Annotated in this window: 21 protein-coding genes; 9 read left to right on the top strand and 12 right to left on the bottom strand. The window is 64.6% G+C overall.

Annotated elements, in window-relative coordinates:
- Positions 1 to 26: 26 nt before the first annotated feature.
- From LRP30_RS01040 to LRP30_RS01015, 6 genes are all read left to right on the top strand, one after another.
- Entirely contained in the window at positions 27 to 1,361 is a 1,335-nt protein-coding gene (locus LRP30_RS01040; protein WP_249761978.1) for a peptidoglycan DD-metalloendopeptidase family protein, read from the top strand.
- Entirely contained in the window at positions 1,358 to 2,713 is a 1,356-nt protein-coding gene (locus LRP30_RS01035; RefSeq protein ID WP_128930672.1) for a S41 family peptidase, read from the top strand. Before LRP30_RS01040 ends, LRP30_RS01035 begins: the two co-directional genes overlap by 4 nt.
- Positions 2,714 to 3,044: 331 nt before the next feature.
- Positions 3,045 to 4,268, top strand: a complete 1,224-nt coding sequence (locus LRP30_RS01030) for a divergent polysaccharide deacetylase family protein (protein ID WP_249759060.1) — start codon at positions 3,045 to 3,047, stop codon at positions 4,266 to 4,268.
- Positions 4,269 to 4,348: 80 nt separating this feature from the next.
- Positions 4,349 to 4,855 (top strand): RNA pyrophosphohydrolase, encoded by a 507-nt coding sequence (locus LRP30_RS01025; protein ID WP_128930670.1) that lies wholly within the window; start codon positions 4,349 to 4,351, stop codon positions 4,853 to 4,855.
- Between the two features lie 64 nt (positions 4,856 to 4,919).
- On the top strand, positions 4,920 to 5,420 hold the full coding sequence (locus LRP30_RS01020) for an RNA pyrophosphohydrolase (RefSeq protein WP_249759059.1): 501 nt from the start codon (positions 4,920 to 4,922) through the stop codon (positions 5,418 to 5,420).
- 337 nt (positions 5,421 to 5,757) lie between these two features.
- Positions 5,758 to 7,104 (top strand): IS5 family transposase, encoded by a 1,347-nt coding sequence (locus LRP30_RS01015; RefSeq protein ID WP_249757405.1) that lies wholly within the window; start codon positions 5,758 to 5,760, stop codon positions 7,102 to 7,104.
- Between the two features lie 244 nt (positions 7,105 to 7,348).
- On the opposite strand, the gene LRP30_RS01010 is transcribed toward LRP30_RS01015, so the two are convergent.
- The 7 genes from LRP30_RS01010 to LRP30_RS00980 all read right to left on the bottom strand — a co-directional run bounded on the left by LRP30_RS01010 (position 7,349) and on the right by LRP30_RS00980 (position 15,679).
- On the bottom strand, positions 7,349 to 8,554 hold the full coding sequence (locus tag LRP30_RS01010; protein WP_249756508.1) for an integrase core domain-containing protein: 1,206 nt from the start codon (positions 8,552 to 8,554) through the stop codon (positions 7,349 to 7,351).
- A gap of 204 nt (positions 8,555 to 8,758) precedes the next feature.
- Positions 8,759 to 10,417: an adenylate/guanylate cyclase domain-containing protein gene (locus tag LRP30_RS01005; protein ID WP_249759058.1), complete on the bottom strand. Its 1,659-nt coding sequence runs from the start codon at positions 10,415 to 10,417 to the stop codon at positions 8,759 to 8,761.
- A gap of 147 nt (positions 10,418 to 10,564) precedes the next feature.
- A complete protein-coding gene (locus LRP30_RS01000) occupies positions 10,565 to 10,972 on the bottom strand; it encodes a F0F1 ATP synthase subunit epsilon (protein WP_128930667.1) in 408 nt (135 codons plus the stop codon).
- Between the two features lie 88 nt (positions 10,973 to 11,060).
- Complete coding sequence (gene atpD / locus LRP30_RS00995; RefSeq protein ID WP_128930666.1) at positions 11,061 to 12,503, bottom strand: F0F1 ATP synthase subunit beta; 1,443 nt, start codon at positions 12,501 to 12,503, stop codon at positions 11,061 to 11,063.
- A gap of 34 nt (positions 12,504 to 12,537) precedes the next feature.
- Complete coding sequence (locus LRP30_RS00990; RefSeq protein ID WP_128930665.1) at positions 12,538 to 13,410, bottom strand: F0F1 ATP synthase subunit gamma; 873 nt, start codon at positions 13,408 to 13,410, stop codon at positions 12,538 to 12,540.
- A 179-nt stretch (positions 13,411 to 13,589) separates the two neighbouring features.
- The gene (gene atpA, locus LRP30_RS00985) at positions 13,590 to 15,119 is read right to left on the bottom strand and encodes a F0F1 ATP synthase subunit alpha (RefSeq protein ID WP_128942452.1); all 1,530 of its coding nucleotides are present in this window, start codon (positions 15,117 to 15,119) and stop codon (positions 13,590 to 13,592) included.
- Entirely contained in the window at positions 15,119 to 15,679 is a 561-nt protein-coding gene (locus tag LRP30_RS00980; protein ID WP_128930663.1) for a F0F1 ATP synthase subunit delta, read from the bottom strand. The genes atpA and LRP30_RS00980 overlap by 1 nt, the downstream gene beginning before the upstream one ends.
- A 636-nt stretch (positions 15,680 to 16,315) precedes the next feature.
- Between LRP30_RS00980 and LRP30_RS00975 the strand changes: the two genes are divergently transcribed.
- The gene (locus LRP30_RS00975) at positions 16,316 to 16,816 is read left to right on the top strand and encodes a septal ring lytic transglycosylase RlpA family protein (protein ID WP_249759057.1); all 501 of its coding nucleotides are present in this window, start codon (positions 16,316 to 16,318) and stop codon (positions 16,814 to 16,816) included.
- A gap of 176 nt (positions 16,817 to 16,992) precedes the next feature.
- On the opposite strand, the gene LRP30_RS00970 is transcribed toward LRP30_RS00975, so the two are convergent.
- On the bottom strand, positions 16,993 to 19,200 hold the full coding sequence (locus LRP30_RS00970; RefSeq protein ID WP_249759056.1) for a primosomal protein N': 2,208 nt from the start codon (positions 19,198 to 19,200) through the stop codon (positions 16,993 to 16,995).
- 111 nt (positions 19,201 to 19,311) lie between these two features.
- Here LRP30_RS00970 and LRP30_RS00965 point away from each other — a divergent pair, with 111 nt between their 5' ends.
- Both LRP30_RS00965 and LRP30_RS00960 read left to right on the top strand, forming a co-directional pair.
- Complete coding sequence (locus LRP30_RS00965) at positions 19,312 to 20,277, top strand: tyrosine recombinase XerC (protein WP_249759055.1); 966 nt, start codon at positions 19,312 to 19,314, stop codon at positions 20,275 to 20,277.
- A gap of 81 nt (positions 20,278 to 20,358) precedes the next feature.
- Positions 20,359 to 20,949 carry a DUF4337 domain-containing protein gene (locus tag LRP30_RS00960; RefSeq protein WP_128942448.1) on the top strand — a complete coding sequence of 197 codons (591 nt, stop codon included), beginning with the start codon at positions 20,359 to 20,361 and terminating at the stop codon, positions 20,947 to 20,949.
- A gap of 156 nt (positions 20,950 to 21,105) precedes the next feature.
- Here the strand turns inward: LRP30_RS00960 and LRP30_RS00955 are convergent, their stop codons facing one another.
- The 4 genes from LRP30_RS00955 to odhB form a co-directional block, all read right to left on the bottom strand.
- The gene (locus tag LRP30_RS00955) at positions 21,106 to 21,636 is read right to left on the bottom strand and encodes a hypothetical protein (RefSeq protein ID WP_091893104.1); all 531 of its coding nucleotides are present in this window, start codon (positions 21,634 to 21,636) and stop codon (positions 21,106 to 21,108) included.
- Between the two features lie 33 nt (positions 21,637 to 21,669).
- A complete protein-coding gene (gene lpdA, locus LRP30_RS00950) occupies positions 21,670 to 23,070 on the bottom strand; it encodes a dihydrolipoyl dehydrogenase (RefSeq protein WP_249759054.1) in 1,401 nt (466 codons plus the stop codon).
- Between the two features lie 35 nt (positions 23,071 to 23,105).
- Positions 23,106 to 23,855, bottom strand: coding sequence for an SDR family oxidoreductase (locus LRP30_RS00945; protein ID WP_164939881.1), 750 nt, complete (start codon positions 23,853 to 23,855; stop codon positions 23,106 to 23,108).
- 67 nt (positions 23,856 to 23,922) lie between these two features.
- On the bottom strand, positions 23,923 to 25,164 hold the full coding sequence (gene odhB, locus LRP30_RS00940; RefSeq protein WP_249759053.1) for a 2-oxoglutarate dehydrogenase complex dihydrolipoyllysine-residue succinyltransferase: 1,242 nt from the start codon (positions 25,162 to 25,164) through the stop codon (positions 23,923 to 23,925).
- Positions 25,165 to 25,174: the final 10 nt, after the last annotated feature.

Below are 25,174 nucleotides of genomic sequence, written 5' to 3'. Positions count from 1 at the left end.
TCATAACGAGCACCTTTGCCGACAAGATGCGAGCGCCGCTCCTCAACCTGTTGCTGATCACTGGCCTCGCCGGCGTAAGCTTCGCGCAAGCTCAGACGGCGACGCCGCCGCAGACCGCGGCCGTCTCGCCCGATGCGATCAAGCAGCGTGAGCAGGAGCTCGAGGCCGCCCGCGCCAGGCAGAAGAGCGCCGAGGAAGCGCAGGCCAAGCTCAAGGCCGAGATCACCGCGCTCGGTCAGGACCGCACTCAGCTCAATCAGCAGCTGATCGACACCGCCGCCAATGTGCGCTCCGTCGAGACCAAGATCGACGAAGCCGAAGCCCGGCTGCGAAACCTCAACGGCCGCGAGCAACAGATGCGCGCCTCGCTCGATTCGCGCCGCGCCGACATCGTCGAAGTGCTGGCCGCCTTGCAGCGCGCCGGCAGGCGCACGCCACCGGCGCTGCTGGTGCGTCCCGAAGACGCGCTGCAATCCCTGCGCACCGCGATGCTGCTCGGTGCGGTTGTGCCGGAATTGCGCGGCCGCGCCGAGGCGATCGCCGGCGAGCTCGGCGAGCTCGTGGCGCTGCGCAAGAACATCGCCAGCGAACGCGACCAGCTCGCCCTGGACCGCGACAGGGTCCGCAACGACCAGAGCCGGCTCACTGCTTTGGTCGACGAGCGGCAGCGCCAGCAGGCGGCGCGGGAAAAGGACCTCGACGCCGAGAATTCGCGCGCGATCATGCTGTCAAAGCAGGTCGGTGATCTCCAGGGCCTGATCACCAAGATGGAGCAGGATCTGCAAAGCGCCGCCAAGGCTGCTGAGAAGGCGGCCGAGGCGGCCAAGCAGGCCGAGGCGAAGGCGGCCGCCAGCGCGAATACCGGTGCCAAGTCTGGTCCGGCCGCTTTCAAGGATCGGTCCCGGACCACGCCCGCGATTGCCTTCGCGTCGGCCAAGGGGCTCCTGCCTCTTCCGGTTAACGGTAACAAGATCAGGGACTTTGGCGGTTCCGATGGCGTCGGCGGGGTCCAGAAGGGCATTTCGCTGGCCACCAAGCCCGGCTCCCAGGTCACGACGCCGTGTGACGGCTGGGTGGTCTATGCCGGCCCCTTCCGCAGCTATGGACAACTCTTGATCCTTAACGCTGGTGGCGGGTATCATGTCCTGATCGCCGGGATGGAGCGCATTTCGGTCAACATCGGACAGTTTGTGCTCACGGGGGAGCCGGTCGCGACCATGGGGTCGACCTCTCAAGTCGCCTCCATTCTCGCCACGAACGCGAGTCAACCTGTGCTCTATGTCGAGTTCCGTAAGGACGGCACTCCAATCGATCCAGGCCCATGGTGGGCCGCAAATGAAGGCGAGAAGGTTCGCGGATGATGCGCAAGACTTCAGTAATCCTCCTCAGCGCAGCCACCGGCGCGGCGCTGACGCTGTTCGTGACCCAGCCGCGTGCAGTGTTCATGGGCTCCAGCGCGCGAGCCGCCACCGCGGACACCTATCGCCAGCTCAATCTGTTCGGCGACGTCTTCGAGCGCGTGCGCTCCGACTATGTCGAGAAGCCCGATGACACCAAGCTGATCGAATCCGCCATCAGCGGCATGCTCACCGGCCTCGATCCGCATTCGAGCTACATGGACGCCAAGAGCTTCCGCGACATGCAGGTGCAGACCCGCGGCGAGTTCGGCGGCCTCGGCATCGAGGTCACGATGGAAGACGGCCTGATCAAGGTGGTTTCGCCGATCGACGACACGCCAGCCTCGCGCGCCGGCATCATGGCCAACGACATCATCACCAATCTCGACGACGAGGCGGTGCAGGGCCTGACCCTGAACCAGGCGGTCGAGAAGATGCGCGGTCCGGTCAACACCAAGATCAAGCTCAAGATCATCCGCAAGGGCCAGGACAATCCGCTCGACGTCACGCTGGTGCGCGACAACATCCGCGTCCGCTCGGTGCGCGCGCGCGTCGAAGCCGACGACATCGCTTACATCCGCATCACCACCTTCAACGAGCAGACCACCGAAGGCCTGAAGCGTGAGGTCACCAATCTCTCGAACCAGATCGGCGACAAGCTGAAGGGCTACATCATCGACCTCCGCAACAATCCGGGCGGCCTGCTGGAGGAAGCGGTCACCGTCTCCGACTCCTTCCTGGAGAAGGGCGAGATCGTCTCGACCCGCGGCCGCAATGCCGAGGAGACCCAGCGCCGCACCGCGCATGCAGGCGACCTCACCAAGGGCAAGCCGGTCATCGTGCTGGTCAATGGCGGCTCGGCTTCGGCGTCGGAAATCGTCGCCGGCGCGCTGCAGGACCACAAGCGCGCGACCATCGTCGGCACGCGCTCGTTCGGCAAGGGCTCGGTGCAGACCATCATTCCGCTCGGAAGCGGCAACGGCGCGCTGCGGCTGACCACGGCGCGCTACTACACGCCGTCGGGCAAGTCGATCCAGGCCAAGGGCATCGTGCCCGACATCGAAGTGCTTCAGGACGTGCCGGACGAGCTGAAGTCCCGCACCGACACCAAGGGCGAAGCGTCGCTGCGCGGCCACCTCAAGAACGACGGCGACGAGAAGACCGGCTCGCAGTCCTACGTCCCGCCGGATGCCAAGGACGACAAGGCGCTCAAACTCGCCGACGATTTGCTCCACGGCATCAAGAACAGCGCCTCGGCCGCGCCCACGCCGGGTGGCGACAAGGCCGCCGCCGACAAGCCCAAAGCGGCGAACTAGAATCGGCTTAGACGAATCTCTCGCAAAGGGCGGCTCCAGGAAGCCGCCCTTTTTGCTTGGAACTTAGGCCCGTGCCCCGGAGGAGCGACGCTTCCTAACCTCTCCCGCTTGCGGGAGAGGTCGCGCCGAAGGTGCGGGTGAGGGCTTTCTCCTCTGGCGGGAGTCTCTCTCTGCGGAGACACCCTCTCCCCAACCCTCGCCCGCGAGCGGGAGAGGGAGCGCACCTGCGTCAAGGGTGCAGCCGATTCGATCACGCATCCCCGGCCTATCCCGGCCTGCCGCCGCTTGATCTCGGCGTGGTATCGTCATTGCGAGTGATTCGGGATCGCGCATGACTGAAACGGCCGATGATCTGAGCGCCCCGCTCGGACAGGATAAGCCGCGCCGGAAACGCCGGCTCCGGCTGCCGTTCACGGCCATGCAGCTGCTTGCCGTCGTGCTTCTCCTGTTTCTGGTCACCTTTGCCGGCTTCGCCATCTTCAACAAGGACCCGCTCGGCGGCGAGCCGATGACGCGGATCGCAATACGCGAGCCCAAAGCCACGGATGAAAAGCCGGTGGCCTCGGGCCATGCCGGCGAAAGCAGGCAAGAGGGCAAGCACGAGACCAAGGAGGCGCCGAAGCAGGCTGGTCCCGGTGAGCAGAAGACCGTCACTATGATCGACGGCTCCACCGGCGCCCGCCATGACGTGGTGATCGGCGCGGGCGAGGCCACCGACAAGGGCGGAGCGGCTTCGGCACCGCCGCCTGTCATGGCCGGGATCGATCCAAAACTGCTGGAGAAGTCGCGCTACGGCATGATCCCGGTGGTCGCAGGCGACATGAAGCCGTTCAACGTCTACGCGGCCGATGCCGACCGCGCCAAAGCCGCCAAGATGCCGGTGGTCGCCATCGTGATCGGCGGCCTCGGCGTCGGTGCCGCCAAGACTACCGATGCGATCATGAAGCTGCCGCCGGCGGTGACGCTGGCCTTCACACCTTACGGATCCGACCCCGGCAAGCTCGCCGAGCGGGCGCGCGCCCAGCGTCACGAGATCTTCCTCCAGATCCCGATGGAGCCCTACGACTTCCCCGACAACGATCCCGGGCCGCAGACGCTGCTGACCTCGCTCAGCACCGACCAGAACATGGACCGCCTGTACTGGCACCTGAGCCGGATGCAGGGTTATGCCGGCCTCACCAATTTCATGGGCGCCCGCTTCATCGCGAGCGAGCCGGCCATGCAGCCGATCATCCGCGAGGCGGCCAAGCGCGGGCTCGGCTTCTTCGACGACGGCTCCTCGCCGCGCAGCATCGCGCCGCTGGCCGCGGCCAACCAGGGGATGCCGTTCGGCAAGGGCGACATCGCGATTGACGTGGTGCCGACCCCGACCGAGATCGACCGCGCCCTGAACAAGCTCGAAGCGACGGCGCGCGAGCGCGGCATCGCCGTCGGCACCGCCTCGGCCCTGCCGGTCTCGATCGAGCGCATCAGTGCCTGGACCAAGACTTTGGGCGACCGGGGTATCCTTTTGGTGCCATTGACAACTGCGATGCTGAAATCAAAATTCAGCTAAATCAACGAATTGGTACGGCACGGGTCCCCCGCGGGGCCGCTTTAGGTCCTACCGACAACAGTATGTGAGGGTCTGGCGGAATGGCGCGTTACGAGGATCTGCCCTACCGGACCTGCGTCGGGGTGATGCTGATCAACACGAAGGGACTGGTGTTCATCGGCCGCCGCGCCGGCGGCATCGAGCATGTCGACGACGCCCATATCTGGCAGATGCCGCAGGGCGGCGTCGATCCCGGCGAGGACACTTGGGAGGCCGCCAAGCGCGAGCTCTATGAAGAGACCAGCGTGCGCTCGGTCGAGCGCCTCGGCGAGGTTCCGGACTGGCTCATTTACGACATCCCACGCACGGTCGCCGGACGCGCCTGGAAGGGCCGCTACCGCGGCCAGCGCCAGAAATGGTTCGCGGTGCGCTTCACCGGCAAGGACAGCGAGATCAATGTCGAAAAGCCTGGCGGCGGCGGCCACAAGGCCGAGTTCGTGAGCTGGCGCTGGGAGCCGATGAAGAACCTCCCCGGATTGATCATCCCGTTCAAGCGCCCGGTCTATGAGCGCGTGGTGAAGGAATTTTCCGCGCTGGCGGATCAGTAAATCAAATTGTCTCGCCGGGTTCGATGCTAAAGGCACCGCCGGAGTGACAACGAAAGATCCACGCGTGACCAATGAAAAACCCTACCGCCCCAACGTGGGAATCGCCTTGTTCAATGCCGACGGCCGTGTGCTGATCGGCCACCGCTTCAAGGGCGACGGGCCCGAAATCATCCTGCCGGGCGTCGACTGGCAGATGCCGCAGGGCGGCGTCGACGAGGGCGAGAATCTGCGCGATGCTGCGATGCGCGAGCTCTGGGAGGAGACCAACGTGGTCAGCGCCGACTATCTCGGCGAGACCGACTGGTTCACCTATGAATTCCCGCCTTACGATGGACCGCAGACGCACCGGCTGGCGAAATTCCGCGGCCAGCGGCAAAAGTGGTTTGCACTGCGCTTCACCGGCAAGGACGACGAGATCGATCCGCTGACGCCACGCAACGGCCAGCCGGCGGAGTTCGATGCCTGGCGCTGGGAGCGCCTCGACCGCGTCGCCGATCTCGTTGTCCCGTTCCGCCGCGACGTTTATCGCGCCGTGGCAGCGCAGTTTGCGACGTTCGGAAACTAAAACTACGAAATCAACCCCATGCACAGTAGCGATGTGCTTGATATGTGGAGAGAATAATCTGCGGCGGGGTGCGATCGGCGGAGCCCACGAACGCCAACCTCTCCCGCTTGCGGGAGAGGTCGGATCGCGAAGGCGATCCGGGTGAGTGTCCAGCCCGGACACATAGGTAGTCGTCCGTGAAGAGCGGCTAAGCGACTGAGCCAGAATCGGATTCGTGGTTGTGGACTGTTTTTGGATTGCAGGGTTTTGATGCTTCGGGCGTCGGAACCCTGCAATTTTGTTTTCAGGATTCCGTCGAATCGCCGGTCATGATTCCGTGGTGGCATCGGAGGTGGCGATGCGGCCGAAGAAGCACAGGACGACGGGATCGGGCGATCTGTTCCGGGCCAGGCTGGACCAGATCATCAACATGAAGCACGAGCTGGTTCAGCTCGCCGGCAAGGTCGATTGGGACTGGATCGACGGCGAGATCGCGCCGCTCTATAGCGAGAACGGCCGGCCGGGCATCGCGACCCGCTTCATGATCGGGCTGCTGCTGCTCAAGCACATTTACGGCCTGTCCGATGAGGGGATGTGCGAGCGCTGGGTCCACGACCCGTATTTCCAGTACTTCACCGGCGAAGAGTTCTTCCAGCATGCCTTCCCGCACGAGCGCTCGGACCTGAGCCACTGGCGCAAGCGGCTCGGCGACAGGCTGGAACTGCTGCTGGCCGAGAGCCTGCGGGTGGCGCACGAGGCCGGCGCGTTACGCGGCCAAGACCTCAAGCGGGTCACAGTCGATACCACGGTGCAGCCAAAGGCCATCAGCTTCCCGACCGATGCCAAGCTGCTGCACGCGACGATCAAGGGGCTCAACCGTCTGGCGAGGAAGCACGGGATCAGGCTGCGGCAGTCCTATCTTCGCATTGCCAAGACCGCGGCCATGATGGCTTCCCGCTACGCCCATGCCAAACAGTTCAGGCGCCATCAGCGGCAGTTGCGTCTCCTGCGCTCAAGGCTGGGCCGGATCATCCGCGACATCCGTCGCAAGATCGAAGGTCAGGCCGTGCTGGAGAACGCCTTCGCCCTCCCGCTTGGCCGGGCCTCCCAGATCCGCTCGCAGCAGCAGCGCCAGCGCGGCTGGAAGCTGTATTCCTTCCATGCTCCGGAGGTGGAGTGCATCGGCAAGGGCAAAGCAGCCGCGCCTTACGAGTTCGGTGTCAAAGCCTCCATCGTCACCAACAACCGCCGGGCTCCCGGCGGCCTGTTCGTGCTGCACGCCAGGGCGCTACCCGATAACCCGTACGACGGTCACACCTTGCGGGACGTCATCGACCGCACCGAGACACTCACCGGCTGTGCGATCGAGCGGGCCTATGTCGACAAGGGATACCGCGGCCATGACGCGCAGAACCCGCGCCGTGTCTTCATTTCCGGCCAGAAGCGCGGCGTCTTCGGTGTCATCAAGCGAGAGCTGCGCCGCCGCTCTGCCATCGAACCCATCATCGGACACCTGAAGGCCGATGGTCACCTCGGCCGCTGCTACCTCAAAGGCCGCGCCGGCGATGCGGCCAACGTCATCCTCTCTGCCGTCGGTCACAACTTCCGCCGCATCCTCGCCTGGCTGAGGATTCTTTGGTGCCTCTTCCTGGCCACCTTCATCGCAGCCATCAGCGACCGTTCATCGCTGCAATCGGCTTCTTAACGGACGACTAGGTAACAGGTCGTACCTAAGACATGGGTGACAACCTCGTGCCGAACGGGTTGTCGAGGGGTTGCAGGGTCACTCACTCCAAGCATTCATGGCACAGCCGCATTGTTGCTCGGCACGCGCGTTCGCCGTCAACCCCGCGCGCCAAAGGCGCGCCCCTGCGGGCTGCGGGGGTTGACCGCTCAGCGCGGCCGAGCCAAGGGCTGCCGTGCCAAGAATGAGCAAGACTGCCTCTCGGTCAAAGCGAGGATGTCGTACCGGAGACATCGGTGACGGGCTTTGGGCCGAATGGGTTGTCGAGGGGCTGCAAGGTCTTTTGCTCCAGGTCGAAGTAGCCCAGATCGTAGTGCATGAAGCTGACGAGCCAAATGCCGTCGTCGACCTCCTTGATGCCGAGCTTTTGGCCGGCCAGCACGACGGAGATATTGATTTTCTTGCGGTGCAGGCAAAGGCGCCCACAGGATGTGATGACGACGTCGCGATCGTGGAAGGGATAGGTCAGTTCGGGCAGGCCATCGTAGCGGCGTGCTGAAGCTGTGTAGAGGTCTGCGGGACGCTTCATATCGAGAGCTTCGTGAGGGCGTTCCTCATTGAACTCGTGCCGGAAGCTATCAAAGCGATCCTGCTGCTGGAGGCTGTTGAACCCCGGCGGTCTGGTGGCTTCCCTTTTGAGCGTGAGATGCATGCGCTCATGACGGCCGTTCTGCTGCGGATGGCCTGGCTTAATGCGCTCGATCGCAATGCCGAGCCGGAGCCACCACACTGACAGCTTCGAGAGATTGAACAAAGCATTGGGACTGGCAAAGGGGACGCCATTGTCGGAGCGGATGGCAAACGGCAGGCCGCGCTCGCGGAACAGCTGCTCAAAGGCTGTGAGGGCAGCGTCTTCGCGCGTTGAGTCCAGCGCTTCGCAGAGCAGCAGAAAGCGCGAGGCATGGTCGGTAACGGTCAGTGGATAGCAGTATCGGCCATTGCCGAGCTTGAACTCGCCCTTGAAGTCGGCGCACCACAGATCATTGGGGAGCGTGCCCGGCGACAGCGGCGTGCCGTGCGCATGGTGGCGCGGCCCGCTGCTGCGCTTGACCAGACCGTGGCGGTCGAGCACCGCATGAATGGTGCTTTTGGCGGGAACCCTGATGTCGCCATCGAGCCGGCGTACCAGCAGTTCTCGGATCTTGCGGGCGCCCCAGTGCGGCTTCTCGGCCTTGAGCTGGACAATCAGGGTCTCGACCTGTTGCGGGAGCTGATTGGCGTAGCGTATGGGCCGCCTGGAGCGGTCGCTCAACGCCCCAAGCCCTTGCTCCTTGTAGCGGTCGAAAATCTTATAGCCGGTCTTGCGGGAGATGCCGAACTCGCGGCAGACCTCGGTCATGGCTTCCCCATCCAGAAGCCGGGCGACAAAGCGCAGGCGCTCTTCCATTACCGAACTCACTTTCCACGGCATCCACACCTCCCGCAGAACAAAAGCGGAAAGTGTAACCCATGTGTCCGGTACGTTCTGTCACCTATGTCTCGGGCCGCTCAGAGGGCTTTCTCCTCTTAGGGATTGTCTCTTTGCGGATGCACCCTCTCCCCAGCCCTCCCCCGCAAGCGGGGGAGGGGGCGCATCTCGCTCGCGGGTAGCAATCGGGCCTAAGCACAAGAGGCTCTAATTGATCGGTCCCACTGTGAACGGGCCGATCGCGATGACGTGGCAATCGCTGTCGCGCTTGGCGCAGTCGGCGAGCGCGGAATTGACGGCGGTCTGCTCGTCGGCGGCCTTGAGGCCGAGACCCGGGCGGCCGGCGGTGCCGACCGCGACTGCATACCAGCCCATGGCGTCCGTGAGCTTGTGCATGACCTCGCCGCGCGCATCCGCCATGATCGAGGCATTGGAGGCGGCGTTGAAGAAGCCGGTGATCCTGAACAAGGTCGGGATCGGCACCACGAAATTGTCGTCGACCGCGACGACGAGGCAGGCAACGCCGGCGATGGCGCCACACGATTCCAGGGAACGTCGTGCCGCGTCGTCGGCCGATGCGGCGCCCAGCACCATGAAATATTGGCCACCCGGCCCGAGCGCGACCGAGCGGGATTTCGCTGCCGGTACGAACATGTTCTCGAGCCGGACTTTCTGGGGATCGCGCACCATCGGAAAGTCCTTCGACACGAACGGCCGCTCGGTCATGGCATCGTGCCGCACGAAGGGTTGCGGCGGCATCGGCGGCCTGCCGTGGGTGTACACAACGGTGTTGCCGACCGCGTAGAGCTCGCAGCGCCGCGGCGATTGCGCGGCGTCGGCGCGCTTCTGGCACTGCTCGACCGCCATGTTGCGCGCGGCCTCTTCGTTCGGCTGGTTCAACGCCGAGCCGGTGAAGCCGCCGACATTGAGCGCGAAGGCCTTGTAGTCGGCGGCAGCGGAATAATCGCCCGCAAGATAATTGCGGACGCGCTCGTTGATGAAGGGCACGCTCTCGGCAGAAAATTTGCCTGATATCGGCGAAGCCGATGGTGACGGTGCCGGCATCGGCGCCATCGCGGCGCCGGTATTCGGCGGCGTCATCAGTGTCTTCGCCATTTGAGTCGGCATCGGGCTCGTCGCCGCCGCATTTGCAGTCGGAGCTGCACTGGGCGTCGCGGCCGGCGGCGCTGCGACGCTCGCCGTCTGCTTGAGCTTGGTGTTGTAGAGAAAGCCGCTGACGCCGATGGCGACGATCGAGACGACGGCGACCACCAGCGGCCACATCCATACGGGCGCGGCGGCCAGCTTGGAGGCCGGCTTCTTCAGCTGCGGTTTCGCATAGGATCCGTCCTCGCGCCGCATCGCCACCATGTAGGCGTGCACCGGCGTCGGGATGTTCTTGACCTCCTGGGCACCGATATCGGCGAACTGGACCGACAGCTTGTTGGCGACCTGCTCGTGCACGGCGCGGGAGATGCAGATGCCGCCGACCTCGGCGAGGCCTTCCAGCCGCGCCGCGATGTTGACGCCGTCACCCAAGAGATCGCCGTCGCGCTCGACCACGTCGCCGATGGTGATGCCGATGCGGAACGACATCTGCCGGCTCGGCGGATAGGCCATGTTGCGGGTCCGCAACGATTCCTGGATGTCGATGGCGCAGCGGACCGCGTCGACCGCGCTGGGAAATTCCGCGAGCACGGCATCGCCCGCCGTGTTGAAGATGCGCCCGCCCGACTTGGCGATGAAATCGTCGACGACCTCGCGATAGGAGGCGAGACGCCGCAGCGTCTCCTCCTCGTCTTCCGCGACCAGTCTCGAGTAACCGGCAATATCGGCTGCGAAAATCGCTGCGATCTTGCGTTTCATCTGCCCAGCCCCGGAACAAATTCGCGACTGCAGAATGCCGTTATCGGCGACGCGGTGCAACAAAGTTTCAGCGCCCGCCACGGGTGTGACGAGCGCTGAACTTGTTCAGGAAATTTGAGCTTGAGCCCCGGAGCGGTGCCCCGGGGCTTAGTGCATAGCCGTGGTGCCGATCACGTTCTGGATGCTCTTGTAATGGTCGAGCCGCTCGATGGCGTGATCAAGCTCAGAGCCTTCCTTCTCGGCAAGCTTTGCTTCCATTTCGGCAATCGTCTCGGCGAACTGCGCGCGATCGATCTCCTGGATCGAGGTGGCAACGTCAGCGAGCACCGTGAGACGGTTCTCCGAAACTTCGGCGAGGCCGCCGAGCACGATCATCTTCTGATGCGTGCCGCCGGTGGTGATGGTGAGGATGCCGGGACGAACCGCAGCCACCACCGGCGCGTGTCCGGCGAGCACGCCGAAATCACCCTCGGCGCCGGGAATATCGACCTGATCGACCTCGCCGGAGAAGGCGAGCTTTTCGGGAGAGACGAGATCGAAGTGGAAGGTGGCCATGAAGAACCTGCGAATGGTGAGTAGCGAATAGCGGGTGGCGAACTGGGAGCAGCGGACTATTCGCTACTCCCCATTCGCCATTCGCTTCTTAAGCTGCTTCAGCGGCCAGCTTCTTGCCCTTCTCGACGGCTTCTTCGATGGTGCCGACCATGTAGAAGGCAGCTTCCGGCAGGTGGTCATACTTGCCTTCGCAGAGGCCGCGGAAGCCCTTGATGGTGTCCGCGAGCTCGACGAACTTGCCCGGCGATCCCGTGAAGACTTCGGCGACGTGGAACGGCTGCGACAGGAAGCGCTCGATCTTGCGGGCGCGCGCCACCGTCAGTTTGTCCTCTTCCGACAGCTCGTCCATGCCGAGAATGGCGATGATGTCCTGCAGCGACTTGTAGCGCTGGAGCACCTGCTGGACCATGCGGGCGGTCTGGTAGTGCTCTTCGCCGACGACGAGCGGCGAGAGCATGCGCGAGGTCGAGTCAAGCGGGTCCACCGCGGGGTAGATGCCCTTTTCCGAGATCGCGCGCGACAGCACGGTCGTGGCGTCCAAGTGCGCGAACGAGGTCGCGGGCGCCGGGTCGGTCAAGTCGTCGGCCGGCACGTAGATGGCCTGCACCGAGGTGATCGAGCCCTTCTGGGTGGTGGTGATCCGCTCCTGCAGCGCGCCCATGTCGGTGGCGAGCGTCGGCTGATAACCCACCGCCGAAGGAATACGACCGAGCAGCGCCGACACTTCCGAACCGGCCTGGGTGAAGCGGAAGATGTTGTCGACGAAGAACAGCACGTCCTGGCCCTGGTCGCGGAAGTGTTCGGCGACGGTCAGACCGGTGAGACCGACGCGGGCGCGGGCGCCCGGCGGCTCGTTCATCTGGCCGAACACCAGCGCGCACTTCGACTTGACGCTCGGATCCGGATTGTGCGGATCGGCGTTGACCTTGGACTCGATGAACTCGTGATAGAGGTCGTTGCCCTCGCGGGTACGCTCGCCGACGCCGGCGAACACCGAGTAACCACCGTGCGCCTTGGCGACGTTGTTGATCAGTTCCTGAATCAGCACGGTCTTGCCGACGCCGGCGCCGCCGAACAGGCCGATCTTGCCGCCCTTGGCGTAGGGCGCGAGCAGGTCGACGACCTTGATGCCGGTAACGAGAATTTCAGCTTCGGTCGACTGGTCGGTATAGGTCGGCGCTTCCTGGTGGATGGCGCGAGTGCCCTCCGACTTGATCGGGCCGGCCTCGTCGATCGGCTCGCCGATGACGTTCATGATGCGGCCCAGCGTACCGTCACCCACGGGCACCGAAATCGGCTGACCGGTGTCGGTCACTTCCTGGCCGCGCACCAGACCTTCGGTGGCGTCCATCGCGATCGTGCGGACGGTCGATTCGCCGAGGTGCTGGGCGACTTCGAGCACCAGGCGGTTGTTGCCGTTCTTGGTCTCCAGCGAGTTGAGAATGGCCGGCAGGTGGCCTTCGAACTGCACGTCGACGACGGCGCCCATGACCTGGGTGACGCGACCGATCTGGGTGGCTGCTGTAGCCATTTACTGTCTCCTTCGATCCGAATTTCGTGTCCGGTCAGACTGCTTCTGCGCCGGAGATGATTTCGATGAGTTCCTTGGTGATCTGGGCCTGACGCGTGCGGTTGTAGACCAGCGTCTGCTTGCGGATCATTTCGCCAGCGTTGCGGGTGGCGTTGTCCATCGCCGACATCTGCGCACCGTAGAACGAAGCGTTGTTCTCGAGCAGGGCACGGAAGATCTGCACCGCGAGATTGCGCGGCAGCAGGCGGGCGAGGATCTCGTCCTCCTCCGGCTCGTATTCGTAAGCCGTCGTATTGGCGGCAGCGCCCTCCTCGACCACCAGCGGGATGATCTGCTGGGCGGTCGGGACCTGCGCGATCACCGACTTGAAACGCGAATAGAACAGCGTGCAGACGTCGAACTCACCGGCATCGAAACGGGCCAGCACCTTCTTGGCGATGTCCTCGGCATTGACGAAGCCGAGCTGGCGAACGCTGCGCAGGTCGAGATGCTCGACGATCTGCTTTTCGAACAGGCGGCGGAGCTGCTCATAGCCCTTGCGGCCGACGCAGAAGAGTTTGACTTCCTTGCCCTGTGCGATCAGCGACTGCGCGTGCTCGCGGGCGAGACGCACGATCGAGGAGTTGAAGGCGCCCGACAGGCCCCGTTCGCCGGTGCAGACCAGCAGCAGGTGAACCTGGTCCCTGCCGGTGCCGGCAAGCAGCTTCGGCGCGCCGGGCGAACCGGCGGCGGCGCTGGCGATGTTACCGATCACCGCGCTCATCTTGTCGGCGTAGGGACGCGCCGCTTCCGCGGCGGTCTGTGCGCGGCGCAGCTTGGAGGCCGCGACCATCTGCATGGCCTTGGTGATCTTTTGCGTCGCCTTGGTGGAGGCGATGCGCACCCGCATGTCTTTAAGTGACGCCATTCTTCGTTCACCCCGGCGGTTCGACCCCTTACGATCAAGCCGCTAGCCTATCCCAGTCGTCATGTCCGGGCTTGCCCCGGGCATCCACGTCTTCTCGCTCCACGCGGTGACGCGTGGATGGCCGGGACATCAGATGCGAAGACGCGCTTCGCGCTTTAGCCCGGCCCTAGTGGGCACTCTTAAGCGAAGGTCTTCGCGAAGCCCTCGACCACCGACTTCAGCTTGCCAGCAGTGTCGTCGCTGAGGTCGCGGGTGTCGCGGATCGAGTTGAGGATCTCGACGTTCTTGCCGCGCAGCAGCGACAACAGACCGTCCTCGAACCCCTTGATCTTGTTGAGCGGGAGCGGATCGAGGTAGCCGTTGGTGCCGGCCCAGATCACGCAAACCTGCTCTTCCATCTTCAGCGGCGCGAACTGAGGCTGCTTGAGCAGCTCAGTGAGACGCGAACCGCGGTTGAGCAGGCGCTGGGTCGAGGCGTCCAAGTCGGAGCCGAACTGCGCGAACGCCGCCATTTCGCGGTACTGCGCCAGCTCGCCCTTGATCTTGCCGGCGACCTTCTTGGTGGCCTTGGTCTGCGCCGAGGAGCCGACGCGCGACACCGACAGACCGACGTTGACCGCGGGACGGATGCCCTGGAAGAACAGGTCGGTTTCCAGGAAGATCTGGCCGTCGGTGATCGAGATGACGTTGGTCGGGATGTAGGCCGACACGTCGTTGGCCTGGGTTTCGATGACCGGCAGCGCGGTCAGCGAGCCCGAGCCCTGGTCCTTGTTCAGCTTCGCCGCGCGCTCGAGCAGGCGGGAGTGCAGATAGAACACATCGCCCGGATAGGCTTCGCGGCCCGGCGGGCGGCGCAGCAGCAGCGACATCTGGCGGTAGGCGACGGCCTGCTTGGACAGATCGTCATAGATGATGACCGCGTGCATGCCGTTGTCGCGGAAGTACTCGCCCATGGTGCAGCCGGTGAACGGCGCGATGTACTGCATCGGCGCCGGATCCGAGGCGGTGGCGGCGACGACGATCGAGTATTCGAGCGCGCCCTGCTCTTCCAGCACCTTGACGAACTGCGCGACGGTCGAACGCTTCTGGCCGACCGCGACGTAGACGCAATACAGCTTGATGTTCTCATCCGGCTGCGCGTTGAGCGGCTTCTGGTTCAGGATGGTGTCGAGCGCGATCGCGGTCTTGCCGGTCTGACGGTCGCCGATGATCAGCTCGCGCTGGCCGCGGCCGATCGGGATCAGGGCATCGATCGCCTTGAGGCCGGTCGCCATCGGCTCGTTCACCGACTTGCGCGGAATGATGCCGGGCGCCTTGACGTCGACGCGCATGCGCTTGTCGGCCTGGATCGGACCCTTGCCGTCGATGGGATTGCCGAGCGCGTCGACGACGCGGCCGAGCAGACCCTTGCCGACCGGCGCGTCCACGATGGCGCGGGTGCGCTTGACGGTCTGGCCTTCCTTGATCTCGCGGTCGGCACCGAAAATAACGACACCGACGTTGTCGGTTTCGAGGTTCAGCGCCATGCCGCGGGTGCCGTTCTCGAACTCGACCATTTCACCGGCCTGGACGTTGTCCAGACCATAGACGCGGGCGATACCGTCGCCGACGGACAGCACCTGTCCGACTTCGGAGACTTCAGCTTCCTGGCCGAAATTCTTGATCTGGTCCTTGAGGATCGCGGAAATTTCCGCGGCGCGGATGTCCATCAGCCTGCCTCTTTCATCGCGTGCTTGATCGAATTGAGTTTGGTGCGAAGCGAACCATCCACCATGCGGCTGCCCAGCTTGACGACGAGGCCACCGATGATCGAGGGATCGACTTTCACGTTCAGCGCGACGTCCTTACCGGTCACCGACTTCAGGGCAACCTTGAGGGCGTCGAGATTCTTGTCCGAGAGCGCTTCCGCGACGGTGACGTCGGCCGTCGTCTCGCCCTTGAACTTGGCGACGAGGGCGCTGTAGGCGCGGATGACGTCCGACACCGCGAACAGGCGGCGGTTGGCTGTCAGCACTTTCAGGAAATTGGCGGAGATACCGGCGATGCCGGCCTTGGCCAGCACGGCCGACAGGGCCTTGGACTGGGCGTCTGCGGCGAACACCGGGCTGCGGACGAGGCGCTTCAGATCGGCGCTTTCGTTGAGTAGGGCATCGAATTTGTCGAGATCGGCTTTGACCTCGTCGACCACTTTCTGGTCGCGGGCCAGTTCGAACAAGGCCGTTGCATAACGGCCGGACACACCTGAAACGGACGTATCTTCTGCAGCCACAGACGCGCTCTTTTTGCTGTCAAACTCGCAAGGGAAAAACCGTCGCCACGAAGCGGCGCCTAGCGATCCAAGCCCTTGGAATTCAAGCGGGACTTCGATTTTCGGCCGACACGGGAGGTGCCGGGTCCGTTAAAATCGCGGCTTTGCTAACATAGCAGGCGCGCAGGTGCAACATGACGCCAAATTAAAGGCATGGGGTTCTGTTGCCAGTTCGTCGCACGCCGCGAATGACGTTGAGGACCTGCCGCGCCACGGAATTGCCGCGAGCCTTGCAGCGGGCCGGGGCGCATTGGTTCCTGCTCTCAGCGCATAGCCGCCATGAACACGGATCGCAGAGACGTGAATCCCATCACGTCGGTTCCACTCGAGGAATACTTACCCAATTCTAAACACCGGCGGCGATGACTTCACTCTACAGTATTCGCAAGTATTGGACTGGTTAATGAATTGTTAAAGCAAAATATTACGGAACATCGCCTGAATATCGTGGGCAGGTAACAAGATGTTTCATGACGAAACAGAACAGATTTACTGCCCAATTCACGCCGCATTGCGAAAGGAAACGCGATCCCGCTCACAAACTGATGGGGGCTCCACTAGCCACATATGTGGCAATACTAGCTTAGGGACCACTATATGCTGTCTTTGAAGACGCTGGGCTTTGTGACCCGGCCGCGCACGGCGATTGCTTTCGTTGCCGCAACTCTCGTCATCGGTGGAACTGCCACCGAAGCTTCCGCCAAATCCAGGCATCACCGGCATCACCATCACCGCCACCACGTCCAGAACGATACCAACGCGAGCTCCGATTGGCGCAACGCCAACGCCGCGATGACGCCGTCGTCGGGCACGGGCCGCAGCTTCTCCGGCATGGCCTCCTATTACGGCAACGAGTCCGGCAGCCGGACCGCCTCGGGCCAGCGCTTCAACCAGAACGCCTTGACCGCCGCGCACCGCTCGCTGCCGTTCGGCACCAAGCTGCGCGTCACCCATGGCGGCCAGAGCGTCATCGTCACCATCAATGACCGCGGCCCGTTCATTCGCGGCCGCGTGCTCGACCTCTCCACCGGCGCTGCCCGCGCCATCGGCCTCACCGGCGCCGGCGTCGGCCGCGTCACCGCGGAAGTCGTCTCCTAAGGCGCGCTCCAAGCGCCTCGCACGCGCAGTTTTCATCAGTTTGATGCGCGCATGAAACAAGCCCGTGGTCTTGGGGGACCGCGGGCTTTTTTTGTTGGCCGTCATTGCGAGCCACCGGGTCCGCGCAACGCGCGGCCCCGGTGGCTCGCAATGACGTGGAAAGAGCGAGCGCGCCCCTACAAAAAGCTCTGCGGATCGACGTCGACCTCGAGCTTCAGATTGCCCTTCGGCTTCGGGCAGACGGCGAGCCAGTTGCGCAAATAGTCCGACAGATCGAAGCCGCGGGCCGATTTCACCAGCATGCGAAAGCGGTAGCGGCCCTTGATGACGGCGAGCGGCGCTTCCGCCGGCCCCAGCACCACCACGCGCTCGTCGCGCGGCGCCAGCGCCACCAGACGGCGGCCGAAACCTTCCGCGCTCGGGCGGTCGCCCGCGGAGATGATCAGGCTCGCGAGCCGGCCGAACGGCGGATAGAGCGTGCGTTCGCGCAGGTCGATCTCGCTGTCGTAAAAGGCCTCGCGGTCGCAGGCGATCAACGCTTTCATCACGGGATGATCGGGCTGGTGGGTCTGGAGATAGCCGACGCCGCGGCCCTGCTCGCGCCCGGCGCGGCCGATCACCTGGTTGAGCAATTGCCAAGTGCGTTCCGCTGCGCGCGGATCGCCATTGCTAAGGCCGAGATCTGCATCGACCACGCCGACCAGATTGAGCCGCGGGAAGTTGTGGCCTTTTGCCACCAGCTGCGTGCCAATGATGATGTCGACACGGCCCTCGGCGATTTCGGCGAGTTCGCTGCGCATCGTCTCGATCGAGGTGATGAGGTCGCTCGACAGTACCATGGTGCGCGCGCCCGGGAACAGCGCGGCCGCCTCCTCCTGCAAGCGCTCGACGCCGGGCCCGACCGCGACCAGCGATTCTTCCGCCGAGCAGTTCGGACAAATGTGCGGACGCGGCATCGAGAAGCCGCAGTGATGGCAGACCAGGCGCTGACGAAAGCGATGATCGACCAGCCACGCATCGCAGATGGTGCAGGCGAAGCGATGGCCGCAGGCGCGACACAGCGTCAGCGGCGCATAGCCGCGGCGATTGAGGAACAACAGCGCCTGCTCGCGCCGCTCGATCGCGGTCTTGATCTCGCCCGCAAGCCGCGGCGAGATGAAGCGGCCGCGCGCGGGCGGCTCGCGGCGCAGATCGATCGCCTCGATATGCGGCATGTGCTGGCCGCCGAAGCGCGAGGGCAGCGCGATGCGCTGGTAGCGGTTCTTGCGCGCATTGACCTCGGACTCGACCGACGGCGTCGCGGAGGCCAGCACGACCGGAATTTTCGCGATATGCGCGCGCACCACCGCCATGTCGCGGGCGTGGTAATGCACGCCGTCGTCCTGCTTGTAGGCCTGGTCGTGCTCTTCATCGACCACGATGAGGCCGAGATTGGCGTAAGGCAGAAACAGCGCCGAGCGCGCGCCGACCACGACCGGCGCGGTGCCTGCGGAGATCGCCGCCCAATTGCGCGCGCGGGTGCGCGGCGTCAGCTCCGAATGCCATTCGATCGGCCGCACGCCAAAGCGCTGCGCGAAGCGGTCGAGGAACTGGCCGGTGAGCGCGATCTCCGGCATCAGGATCAGCGACTGTTTGCCACGACGAATGGCTTCCGCGACCGCCTCGAAATAGACCTCGGTCTTGCCCGAGCCGGTGACGCCGTCGAGCAGCGCGACGTGGAAGGTGCCGTTGGCGGCGAGCGCGCGCATCGTGTCGACCGCGGTACGCTGGAGCGGTGTGAAGTCCGGCCGGCCAAAATCCGGATCGGGTGCGGGCGGCGGCGGAGGCGGCGGCATCGGTTCGACCGTGAGCGTGCCTTCGTCGACGAGGCCGTCGATCACGCCGGCCGAGACGCCGGCCTCCTTGGCGGCCTCGGACTTGCCGTGCAGCAGCCGGTCCGACAGCATCGCGATCAGCCGCTGCCGCGCCGGCGTCAGCCGCTTCGGGGGATCACCGACCAGGCGCACGCCGGGGCGCGCCCGTTCGGGGCCGAGATTCTCGCCCATCCGCAGGCACATGCGCAGCACCATGCCGCGTGGGCTCAGCGTGTAATTGGCGATCCAGTCGACGACCGAGCGCAGCTCGGGCTTGAGCGGCGGGATGTCGAGCTTCTCGCTGACGTCCTTGAGACGGTTGTGCAGGCGCGGATCGGGATTGGCGTTTTCAGCCCAGACCACGGCCAGTACCTCGCGCGGGCCGAGCGGCACGCCGACGAGATCACCCGCCTTCAGCTCCATCCCGCGCGGCACCTTGTAGGAATAGGTCTGGTCGAGCGCGACCGGCACCAGCACGTCGACCATGCGGGTCGCGTTGGCGGAGGCGGGACTGCGCGGTGTGTGATCCATGGATTGGGAATCGGAACCTGGGGTCTCGAGGCTAGCGCGACGGGCCGGCCTTAGCGAACGATAAACGAGTGTGATGCGATATACTGTGCGGAATCACGACGTCCAGAGCGCATGAGCAAAGCGGCTGCCCCACCCATCGAGCTTGCCAGCGCCGATCCCTCGATCGCGCAGGAGATGGCGCGTTGGCTGTCGCAGCTCGGCGCCGAGCGGCGGCTGTCGCCGAAGACGCTGGAGGCCTATGGCCGCGACTTGCGGCAATGCCTGGATTTTCTCTGCGCCCATTGGGGCGAGCGCGTCACGCTCGCACGGTTCGCCGCGCTGGAAGCCACTGATGTGCGCGCCTTCATGGCGATGCGCCGCGCCGACGACATTGCCGGCCGCTCGCTGATGCGCGCGCTGGCGGGCCTGCGCTCGTTCGGCCGCTTCCTCGAGCGCGAAGGCAAGGGCAAGGTCGGCGCGTTGTCCGCGATCCGCGCGCCGAAAGTCGCAAAAAGCCTGCCAAAGCCGCTGCCGATGGCGTCGGCCAAACGGCTTGCCGATGCCGATGAACGCGCCGGCGAGGAACGCGAGACGTGGATTTTGGCACGCGATGCTGCGGTGATGGCGCTCTTGTACGGCTCGGGCCTGCGCATCTCCGAGGCGCTCGGCCTGAAGCGCCGCGAGGTGCCGCGTCCGGGCGAAGGCGACGTGCTCGTCGTCACAGGCAAAGGCAACAAGACCCGCATGGTGCCGGTGCTGCAAAACGTGCTCGAGCTCGTGCAAGAGTACGTTGCGATGTGCCCCTATCCGCTGCCGGCGGAGGGGCCGATCTTCGTCGGCGCGCGCGGCGGGCCCTTGAGCCCGCGCATCATCCAGCTTGCGATGGAGCGGCTGCGCGGCGCGCTCGGCCTGCCCGACAGCGCCACCCCACACGCGCTCCGCCATTCCTTCGCCACGCATCTGCTCTCGCGCGGCGGCGACTTACGCGCCATCCAGGAACTGCTCGGCCATTCCTCGCTCTCGACCACGCAGGTCTATACCGGCATCGACTCCGAGCGGCTGCTCGAAGTCTATGCGAGCGCACATCCGCGGCGGTGACACATTGATGTCATAACGCGCGTGCCTCTTGCGCGGCGCACGCGGTTCGGTCAATCGTTGCGGAACCGAGCAGGAGGACATATGAGCGCACATGAAAGCATGGAGCATGCCGAGCACGCCGAACACGCGTCCGGCTCGAACAAGAAGATCGCGCTCCTGATCGCGGTTCTGGCGCTGTTCCTGGCGATCTCGGAGACGCTCGGCAAGGGCGCCCAGACCGAATCGATCAGCAAGAACGTCGAGGCCGCCAATCTCTGGGCGTTCTTTCAGGCCAAGAGCATCCGCCGCACCGTGGTGGCGACCGCGGCCGAGCAGGGCAAGCTGACGCTGGGTGGCACGACCGACGACGCCATGAAGGCGACGGTGCAGAAACAGGTCGACGACTGGACCAAGACCGCGCAGCGCTACCGCTCCGAGCCCGAGACCGGCGAAGGCACCGAGCAGCTCGCCGAGAAGGCCAAGCATGCCGAGCACGAACGCGACGAGGCGACCGCGAAGTACCATCACTTCGAGCTGGCCTCGGCCGCGTTCCAGATCGGCATCGTGCTGGCGTCAGCCACCATCATCACCGGCATGTTCGCGCTCGCTTATGTCAGCGGCGTGCTGACGCTCGCGGGCCTGATCATGACTGCGCTCGGCCTGTGGTGGCCGCATCTCTTGCATTTGCATTAGTTGGCGCGCGCACGCTTAAAGTCACACGAACGGTGTCATGCCCCGCGAAGGCGGGGCATCCAGTACGCCGCGGCTTCTCGGTTCTAGCCGCAGCTGTTTCGGAGTACTGGATCGCCCGGTCAAGCCGGGCGATGACACCGCGTAGGCGGCAAACAACTACCGCGCTTCGTGCACGCTTTTGCGAAAACGCTGGATCAGGCGCAGCGTCCGTGACGACCACCCCTCGCCGTTGCCGGTGATCAGCTCGCGAATGCGGCGCTTGATCGGATCGACCAGCTCGGCGGCCTTGGCGCGCACTTTCAGGACGAGCTCATAGATCCGCTCGAACCAGTGCATCTCCAGGAGCTTATCGCGCGTGACGTCGAACACGAAGGCGGTGACGCCGACGCCGAGCATCTTCGCGAACACGATCGTGAATACCGCGCTGGTCCAGTATTCGTGCGCGAGCAGCCACAGGCCGACCAGCTTGAGCGGAAACAGCGGGATGATGGGGACCGCGAACACGATCAGCGTCATGGCCGGCGACAGCGCATCAACGCGCTCCGTCAGCCATTGCTTGAAGCGCGCAAGCGGGATGGCTGCGACGACTTTTGCAACGATCGGCTCGAGATGGTCCCACAGCCAGGCTTCGATCAGGAAGACGATCGCAAGCAGGACCCAGACCGGTTGAAGAAGGCGGCGCAGCATGTGTTGTCCCGCCCGATTCGGCTCGGGCCGTGACTACATATGGATGGCCCGCTTGCCGACTGCAAGCGCGGCTTCCTTGACCGCTTCCGAGCGGGTCGGGTGCGCGTGGCAGGTGCGGGCGAGATCCTCCGCACTGCCGCCAAATTCCATGAGAACGCAGGCCTCATGGATCATTTCGCCGGCTTCGCGGCCGACAATGTGCACGCCGAGCACGCGATCGGTCTTCGCATCTGCGAGAATCTTCACAAAACCGTCGGTGGTCTGGTTGACCTTGGAGCGGCCGTTGGCGGTAAAGGGAAACTTCCCGACGGTATAGGCGACGCCGGCCTGCTTGAGTTCCTCCTCGGTCTTGCCGACAGAGGACACTTCCGGCGTGGTATACACGACGCCCGGGATGACATCGTAGTTCACGTGGCCGGCTTGCCCTGCGATGATCTCGGCGACCGCGACGCCCTCATCCTCGGCCTTGTGCGCGAGCATGGGTCCTGCGACGACATCGCCGATGGCGTAGACGCCCTTCAGACTGGTGGCGAAATGCGGATCGATCTGGACGCGGCCGCGTGCGTCGAGCGCGACGCCGGCTTCCTTCAGGCCGAGGCCATCGGTGTAGGGCGTGCGGCCGATGCAGACGAGCACGACGTCGGCTTCAATAGTCTCCGCAGCACCGCCGGTAGCCGGTTCGATTTTCGCGAGCAATGCCTTGCTGTTGGCTTCGACGCCCGTGACCTTCGAACCCAACTTGAATGCAAATCCCTGCTTTTCGAGCATCCGCTGGAATTGCCGTGCGACCTCGCCGTCCATGCCGGGCAGAATGCGATCGAGGAATTCGACCACCATGACCTCGGAACCGAGCCGGCGCCACACAGAGCCAAGTTCGAGCCCGATCACGCCCGCGCCAATGACCAGCAATCGGCCGGGCACCTTGTCCAGCGACAGCGCGCCGGTCGAGGAGACGATGCGCTTCTCGTCGATCTCGATGCCCTTGAGACGTGCGATATCCGAGCCGGTCGCGATCACGATGTTCTTGGTCTCGATCACCTGCGCCTTGCCGTCGGCGGAGACTTCGACCTTGCCGGTGCCCAAGATCTTGCCGGTGCCCTTGAGCACGTCGATCTTGTTCTTCTTCATCAGGAACTCGACGCCCTTGACGTTGCCGTCGATGCCCTGCTGCTTGAAGTTCATCATCGCGGGCAAATCGAGCTTCGGCGCGGAAACGCTCACGCCCATTTTCGCGAAGGAATGGCCGGCTTCCTCGAACATTTCGGAGGCGTGCAGCAGCGCCTTCGACGGCATGCAGCCGACATTGAGGCAGGTGCCGCCGAGCGTGGCGTTCTTTTCGACCACGGCGACTTTCATGCCGAGCTGGGCTGCGCGCACCGCGCAGACATATCCGCCCGGTCCGGTGCCGATGACGACGAGATCGTAGGTAGCCATGAGAGAAAGTCCCGTAGGTTTAGCGTGAGGATGTGTCAGCGTCCGCCGGACACATCGAGAATGGCTGAGGTGACGTAGGAGGCCTCGTCCGAGATCAGCCAGACGATGGCGTTGGCGATTTCGTCGGCGGTGCCGACGCGCTTCATCGGCACCAGATGGGCCAGACGATGGGCGCGGTCGGGCTCGCCGCCGGCGGCGTGGATGTCGGTGTCGATCAGGCCGGGGCGGATCGCCGCGACGCGAATGCCTTCGCTCGCGACCTCATAGCCGAGCCCGACGGTGAAGGAATCGATCGCGCCCTTGGACGCCGCATAATCGACATAGGTATTCGGTGAGCCGAGCTTGGCCGCCACCGACGACAGGTTGACGATGACGCCGCCTTTGCCGCCGTGCTTGGTCGACATCCGCTTCACAGCCTCGCGCGCGCAGAGGATGGAACCGGTGACGTTCACCGCCATCACGCGCTGGATGCGCTCGGCCGACATCTCGTCGACGCGCACGCCGCTCTTGCCGACGATACCGCCATTGTTGACGAGCGCGCCAAGCGTGCCGAACTTGTCGGCTTGCTTGAACAGCTCGAGGATGTCGCTTTCCTCGGCGACATCGCATTTCACCGCAATGGCCTTGCCGTTCTTGGCTTCGATCGCGGCCACGACTTCGTCCGCAGCCTGCTTGTTGCTGGCGTAGCCGACCACGACGCGGAAGCCGCGCGCGGCCGCCGCAAGCGCGGTCGCCCGTCCGATGCCGCGGCTGCCGCCGGTGATGACAACGACTTTATCCGTCATGCGCGCCTCCATGGTTCGACATGCGCCGTCGCGTTTGGTTGCGACGGCGCTCGCAAAGCATCAGGGATCAGAGATCGAGCACCAGGCGTGCCGGATCTTCCAGGCTCTCCTTGACGCGGACCAGGAAGGTGACGGCTTCCTTGCCGTCGATCACACGGTGATCGTAGGACAGCGCCAGGTACATCATCGGGCGGACCTCGATCTTGCCGCCGACGACCATCGGCCGCTCCTGGATCTTGTGCATGCCCAAAATGCCGGACTGCGGCGCGTTCAGGATCGGGGTCGACATCAGCGAGCCGTAGATGCCGCCATTGGTGATGGTGAAGGTGCCGCCCTGCATCTCGTCGATCTTGAGCTGGCCGTCGCGGGCGCCGCGACCGAAATCAGCGATGCTCTTCTCGATGTCGGAGATCGACTTGTGGTCGCAGTCGCGCACCACGGGGACGACGAGGCCCTTGTCGGTGCCGACGGCAACGCCGACGTGGTAATAGTTCTTGTAGATCAGGTCGCTGCCGTCGATCTCGGCGTTGACGGCCGGGATGTCCTTCAGCGCCTGCACGACAGCCTTGGTGAAGAAGCCCATGAAGCCGAGCTTGGCGCCATGCTTCTTCTCGAACGCGTCCTTGTAGTGGGCACGCAGCGCCATGACGTTGGTCATATCGACCTCGTTGAAGGTCGTGAGCATGGCCGCGGTGTTCTGCACGTCCTTGAGCCGGCGCGCGATGGTCTGGCGCAGGCGGGTCATCTTGACGCGCTCCTCGCGGGCGGCGTCATCGGCCGGCGACGGCGCGCGGACCTGAACGGCGGCGGCGGGCTGGTTGACCGGGGTCGGCGCGGAGGCCGCACGCTCGATCGCGGCGAGCATGTCGCCCTTGGTGACGCGGCCGTCCTTGCCGGAACCCGGAACGGTCGAGGCGTCGATGCCGGTCTCGGCCGACAGCTTGCGCACCGACGGAGCCAGCGGCGCATCGGCCGGCGGCGCCTTCGCGGCCGCGGCCGGTGCAGCAGTGGCTGCAGCGGGAGCCGGAGCAGCTGCAGCCTTGGCGGGAGCAGCGGCAGGCTTTGCAGCACCTGCGCCTTCGGTGATCTGGCCGAGCAGCGCACCGACCGCAACGGTCGCACCGTCAGCAGCGATGATCTCGCTCAGCGTGCCAGCGGAGGGCGCCGGGACTTCGATGGTGACCTTGTCGGTCTCGAGCTCCACCAAGGGCTCGTCGACGGCGACGGGATCGCCGGCCTTCTTGAACCAACGGCCGATGGTGGCCTCGGTGACGGATTCGCCGAGCGTCGGCACTCGAATTTCAGTCATGGTTTTTTCC

This window comes from Bradyrhizobium sp. C-145 (genome assembly GCF_023375135.1).
In the GTDB taxonomy this organism is placed as follows: Bacteria; Pseudomonadota; Alphaproteobacteria; order Rhizobiales; family Xanthobacteraceae; genus Bradyrhizobium; species Bradyrhizobium zhanjiangense.
This window is presented reverse-complemented; position numbering and strand designations above follow the sequence as displayed.

Coding starts and splice junctions, on each gene's coding strand:
- LRP30_RS01025 (WP_128930670.1), top strand. CDS start 4,349: ATGGCGCGTTACGAGGATCTGCCCTACCGGACCTGCGTCGGGGTGATG.
- LRP30_RS00955 (WP_091893104.1), bottom strand. CDS start 21,636: ATGCTGCGCCGCCTTCTTCAACCGGTCTGGGTCCTGCTTGCGATCGTC.
- LRP30_RS00990 (WP_128930665.1), bottom strand. CDS start 13,410: ATGGCGTCACTTAAAGACATGCGGGTGCGCATCGCCTCCACCAAGGCG.
- LRP30_RS01015 (WP_249757405.1), top strand. CDS start 5,758: ATGCGGCCGAAGAAGCACAGGACGACGGGATCGGGCGATCTGTTCCGG.
- LRP30_RS00960 (WP_128942448.1), top strand. CDS start 20,359: ATGAGCGCACATGAAAGCATGGAGCATGCCGAGCACGCCGAACACGCG.
- lpdA (WP_249759054.1), bottom strand. CDS start 23,070: ATGGCTACCTACGATCTCGTCGTCATCGGCACCGGACCGGGCGGATAT.
- LRP30_RS01000 (WP_128930667.1), bottom strand. CDS start 10,972: ATGGCCACCTTCCACTTCGATCTCGTCTCTCCCGAAAAGCTCGCCTTC.
- LRP30_RS01010 (WP_249756508.1), bottom strand. CDS start 8,554: ATGCCGTGGAAAGTGAGTTCGGTAATGGAAGAGCGCCTGCGCTTTGTC.
- LRP30_RS00965 (WP_249759055.1), top strand. CDS start 19,312: ATGAGCAAAGCGGCTGCCCCACCCATCGAGCTTGCCAGCGCCGATCCC.
- odhB (WP_249759053.1), bottom strand. CDS start 25,164: ATGACTGAAATTCGAGTGCCGACGCTCGGCGAATCCGTCACCGAGGCC.
- LRP30_RS00945 (WP_164939881.1), bottom strand. CDS start 23,855: ATGACGGATAAAGTCGTTGTCATCACCGGCGGCAGCCGCGGCATCGGA.
- LRP30_RS00970 (WP_249759056.1), bottom strand. CDS start 19,200: ATGGATCACACACCGCGCAGTCCCGCCTCCGCCAACGCGACCCGCATG.
- LRP30_RS00975 (WP_249759057.1), top strand. CDS start 16,316: ATGCTGTCTTTGAAGACGCTGGGCTTTGTGACCCGGCCGCGCACGGCG.
- LRP30_RS01030 (WP_249759060.1), top strand. CDS start 3,045: ATGACTGAAACGGCCGATGATCTGAGCGCCCCGCTCGGACAGGATAAG.
- LRP30_RS01035 (WP_128930672.1), top strand. CDS start 1,358: ATGATGCGCAAGACTTCAGTAATCCTCCTCAGCGCAGCCACCGGCGCG.
- LRP30_RS01040 (WP_249761978.1), top strand. CDS start 27: ATGCGAGCGCCGCTCCTCAACCTGTTGCTGATCACTGGCCTCGCCGGC.
- LRP30_RS01005 (WP_249759058.1), bottom strand. CDS start 10,417: ATGAAACGCAAGATCGCAGCGATTTTCGCAGCCGATATTGCCGGTTAC.
- atpA (WP_128942452.1), bottom strand. CDS start 15,119: ATGGACATCCGCGCCGCGGAAATTTCCGCGATCCTCAAGGACCAGATC.
- atpD (WP_128930666.1), bottom strand. CDS start 12,503: ATGGCTACAGCAGCCACCCAGATCGGTCGCGTCACCCAGGTCATGGGC.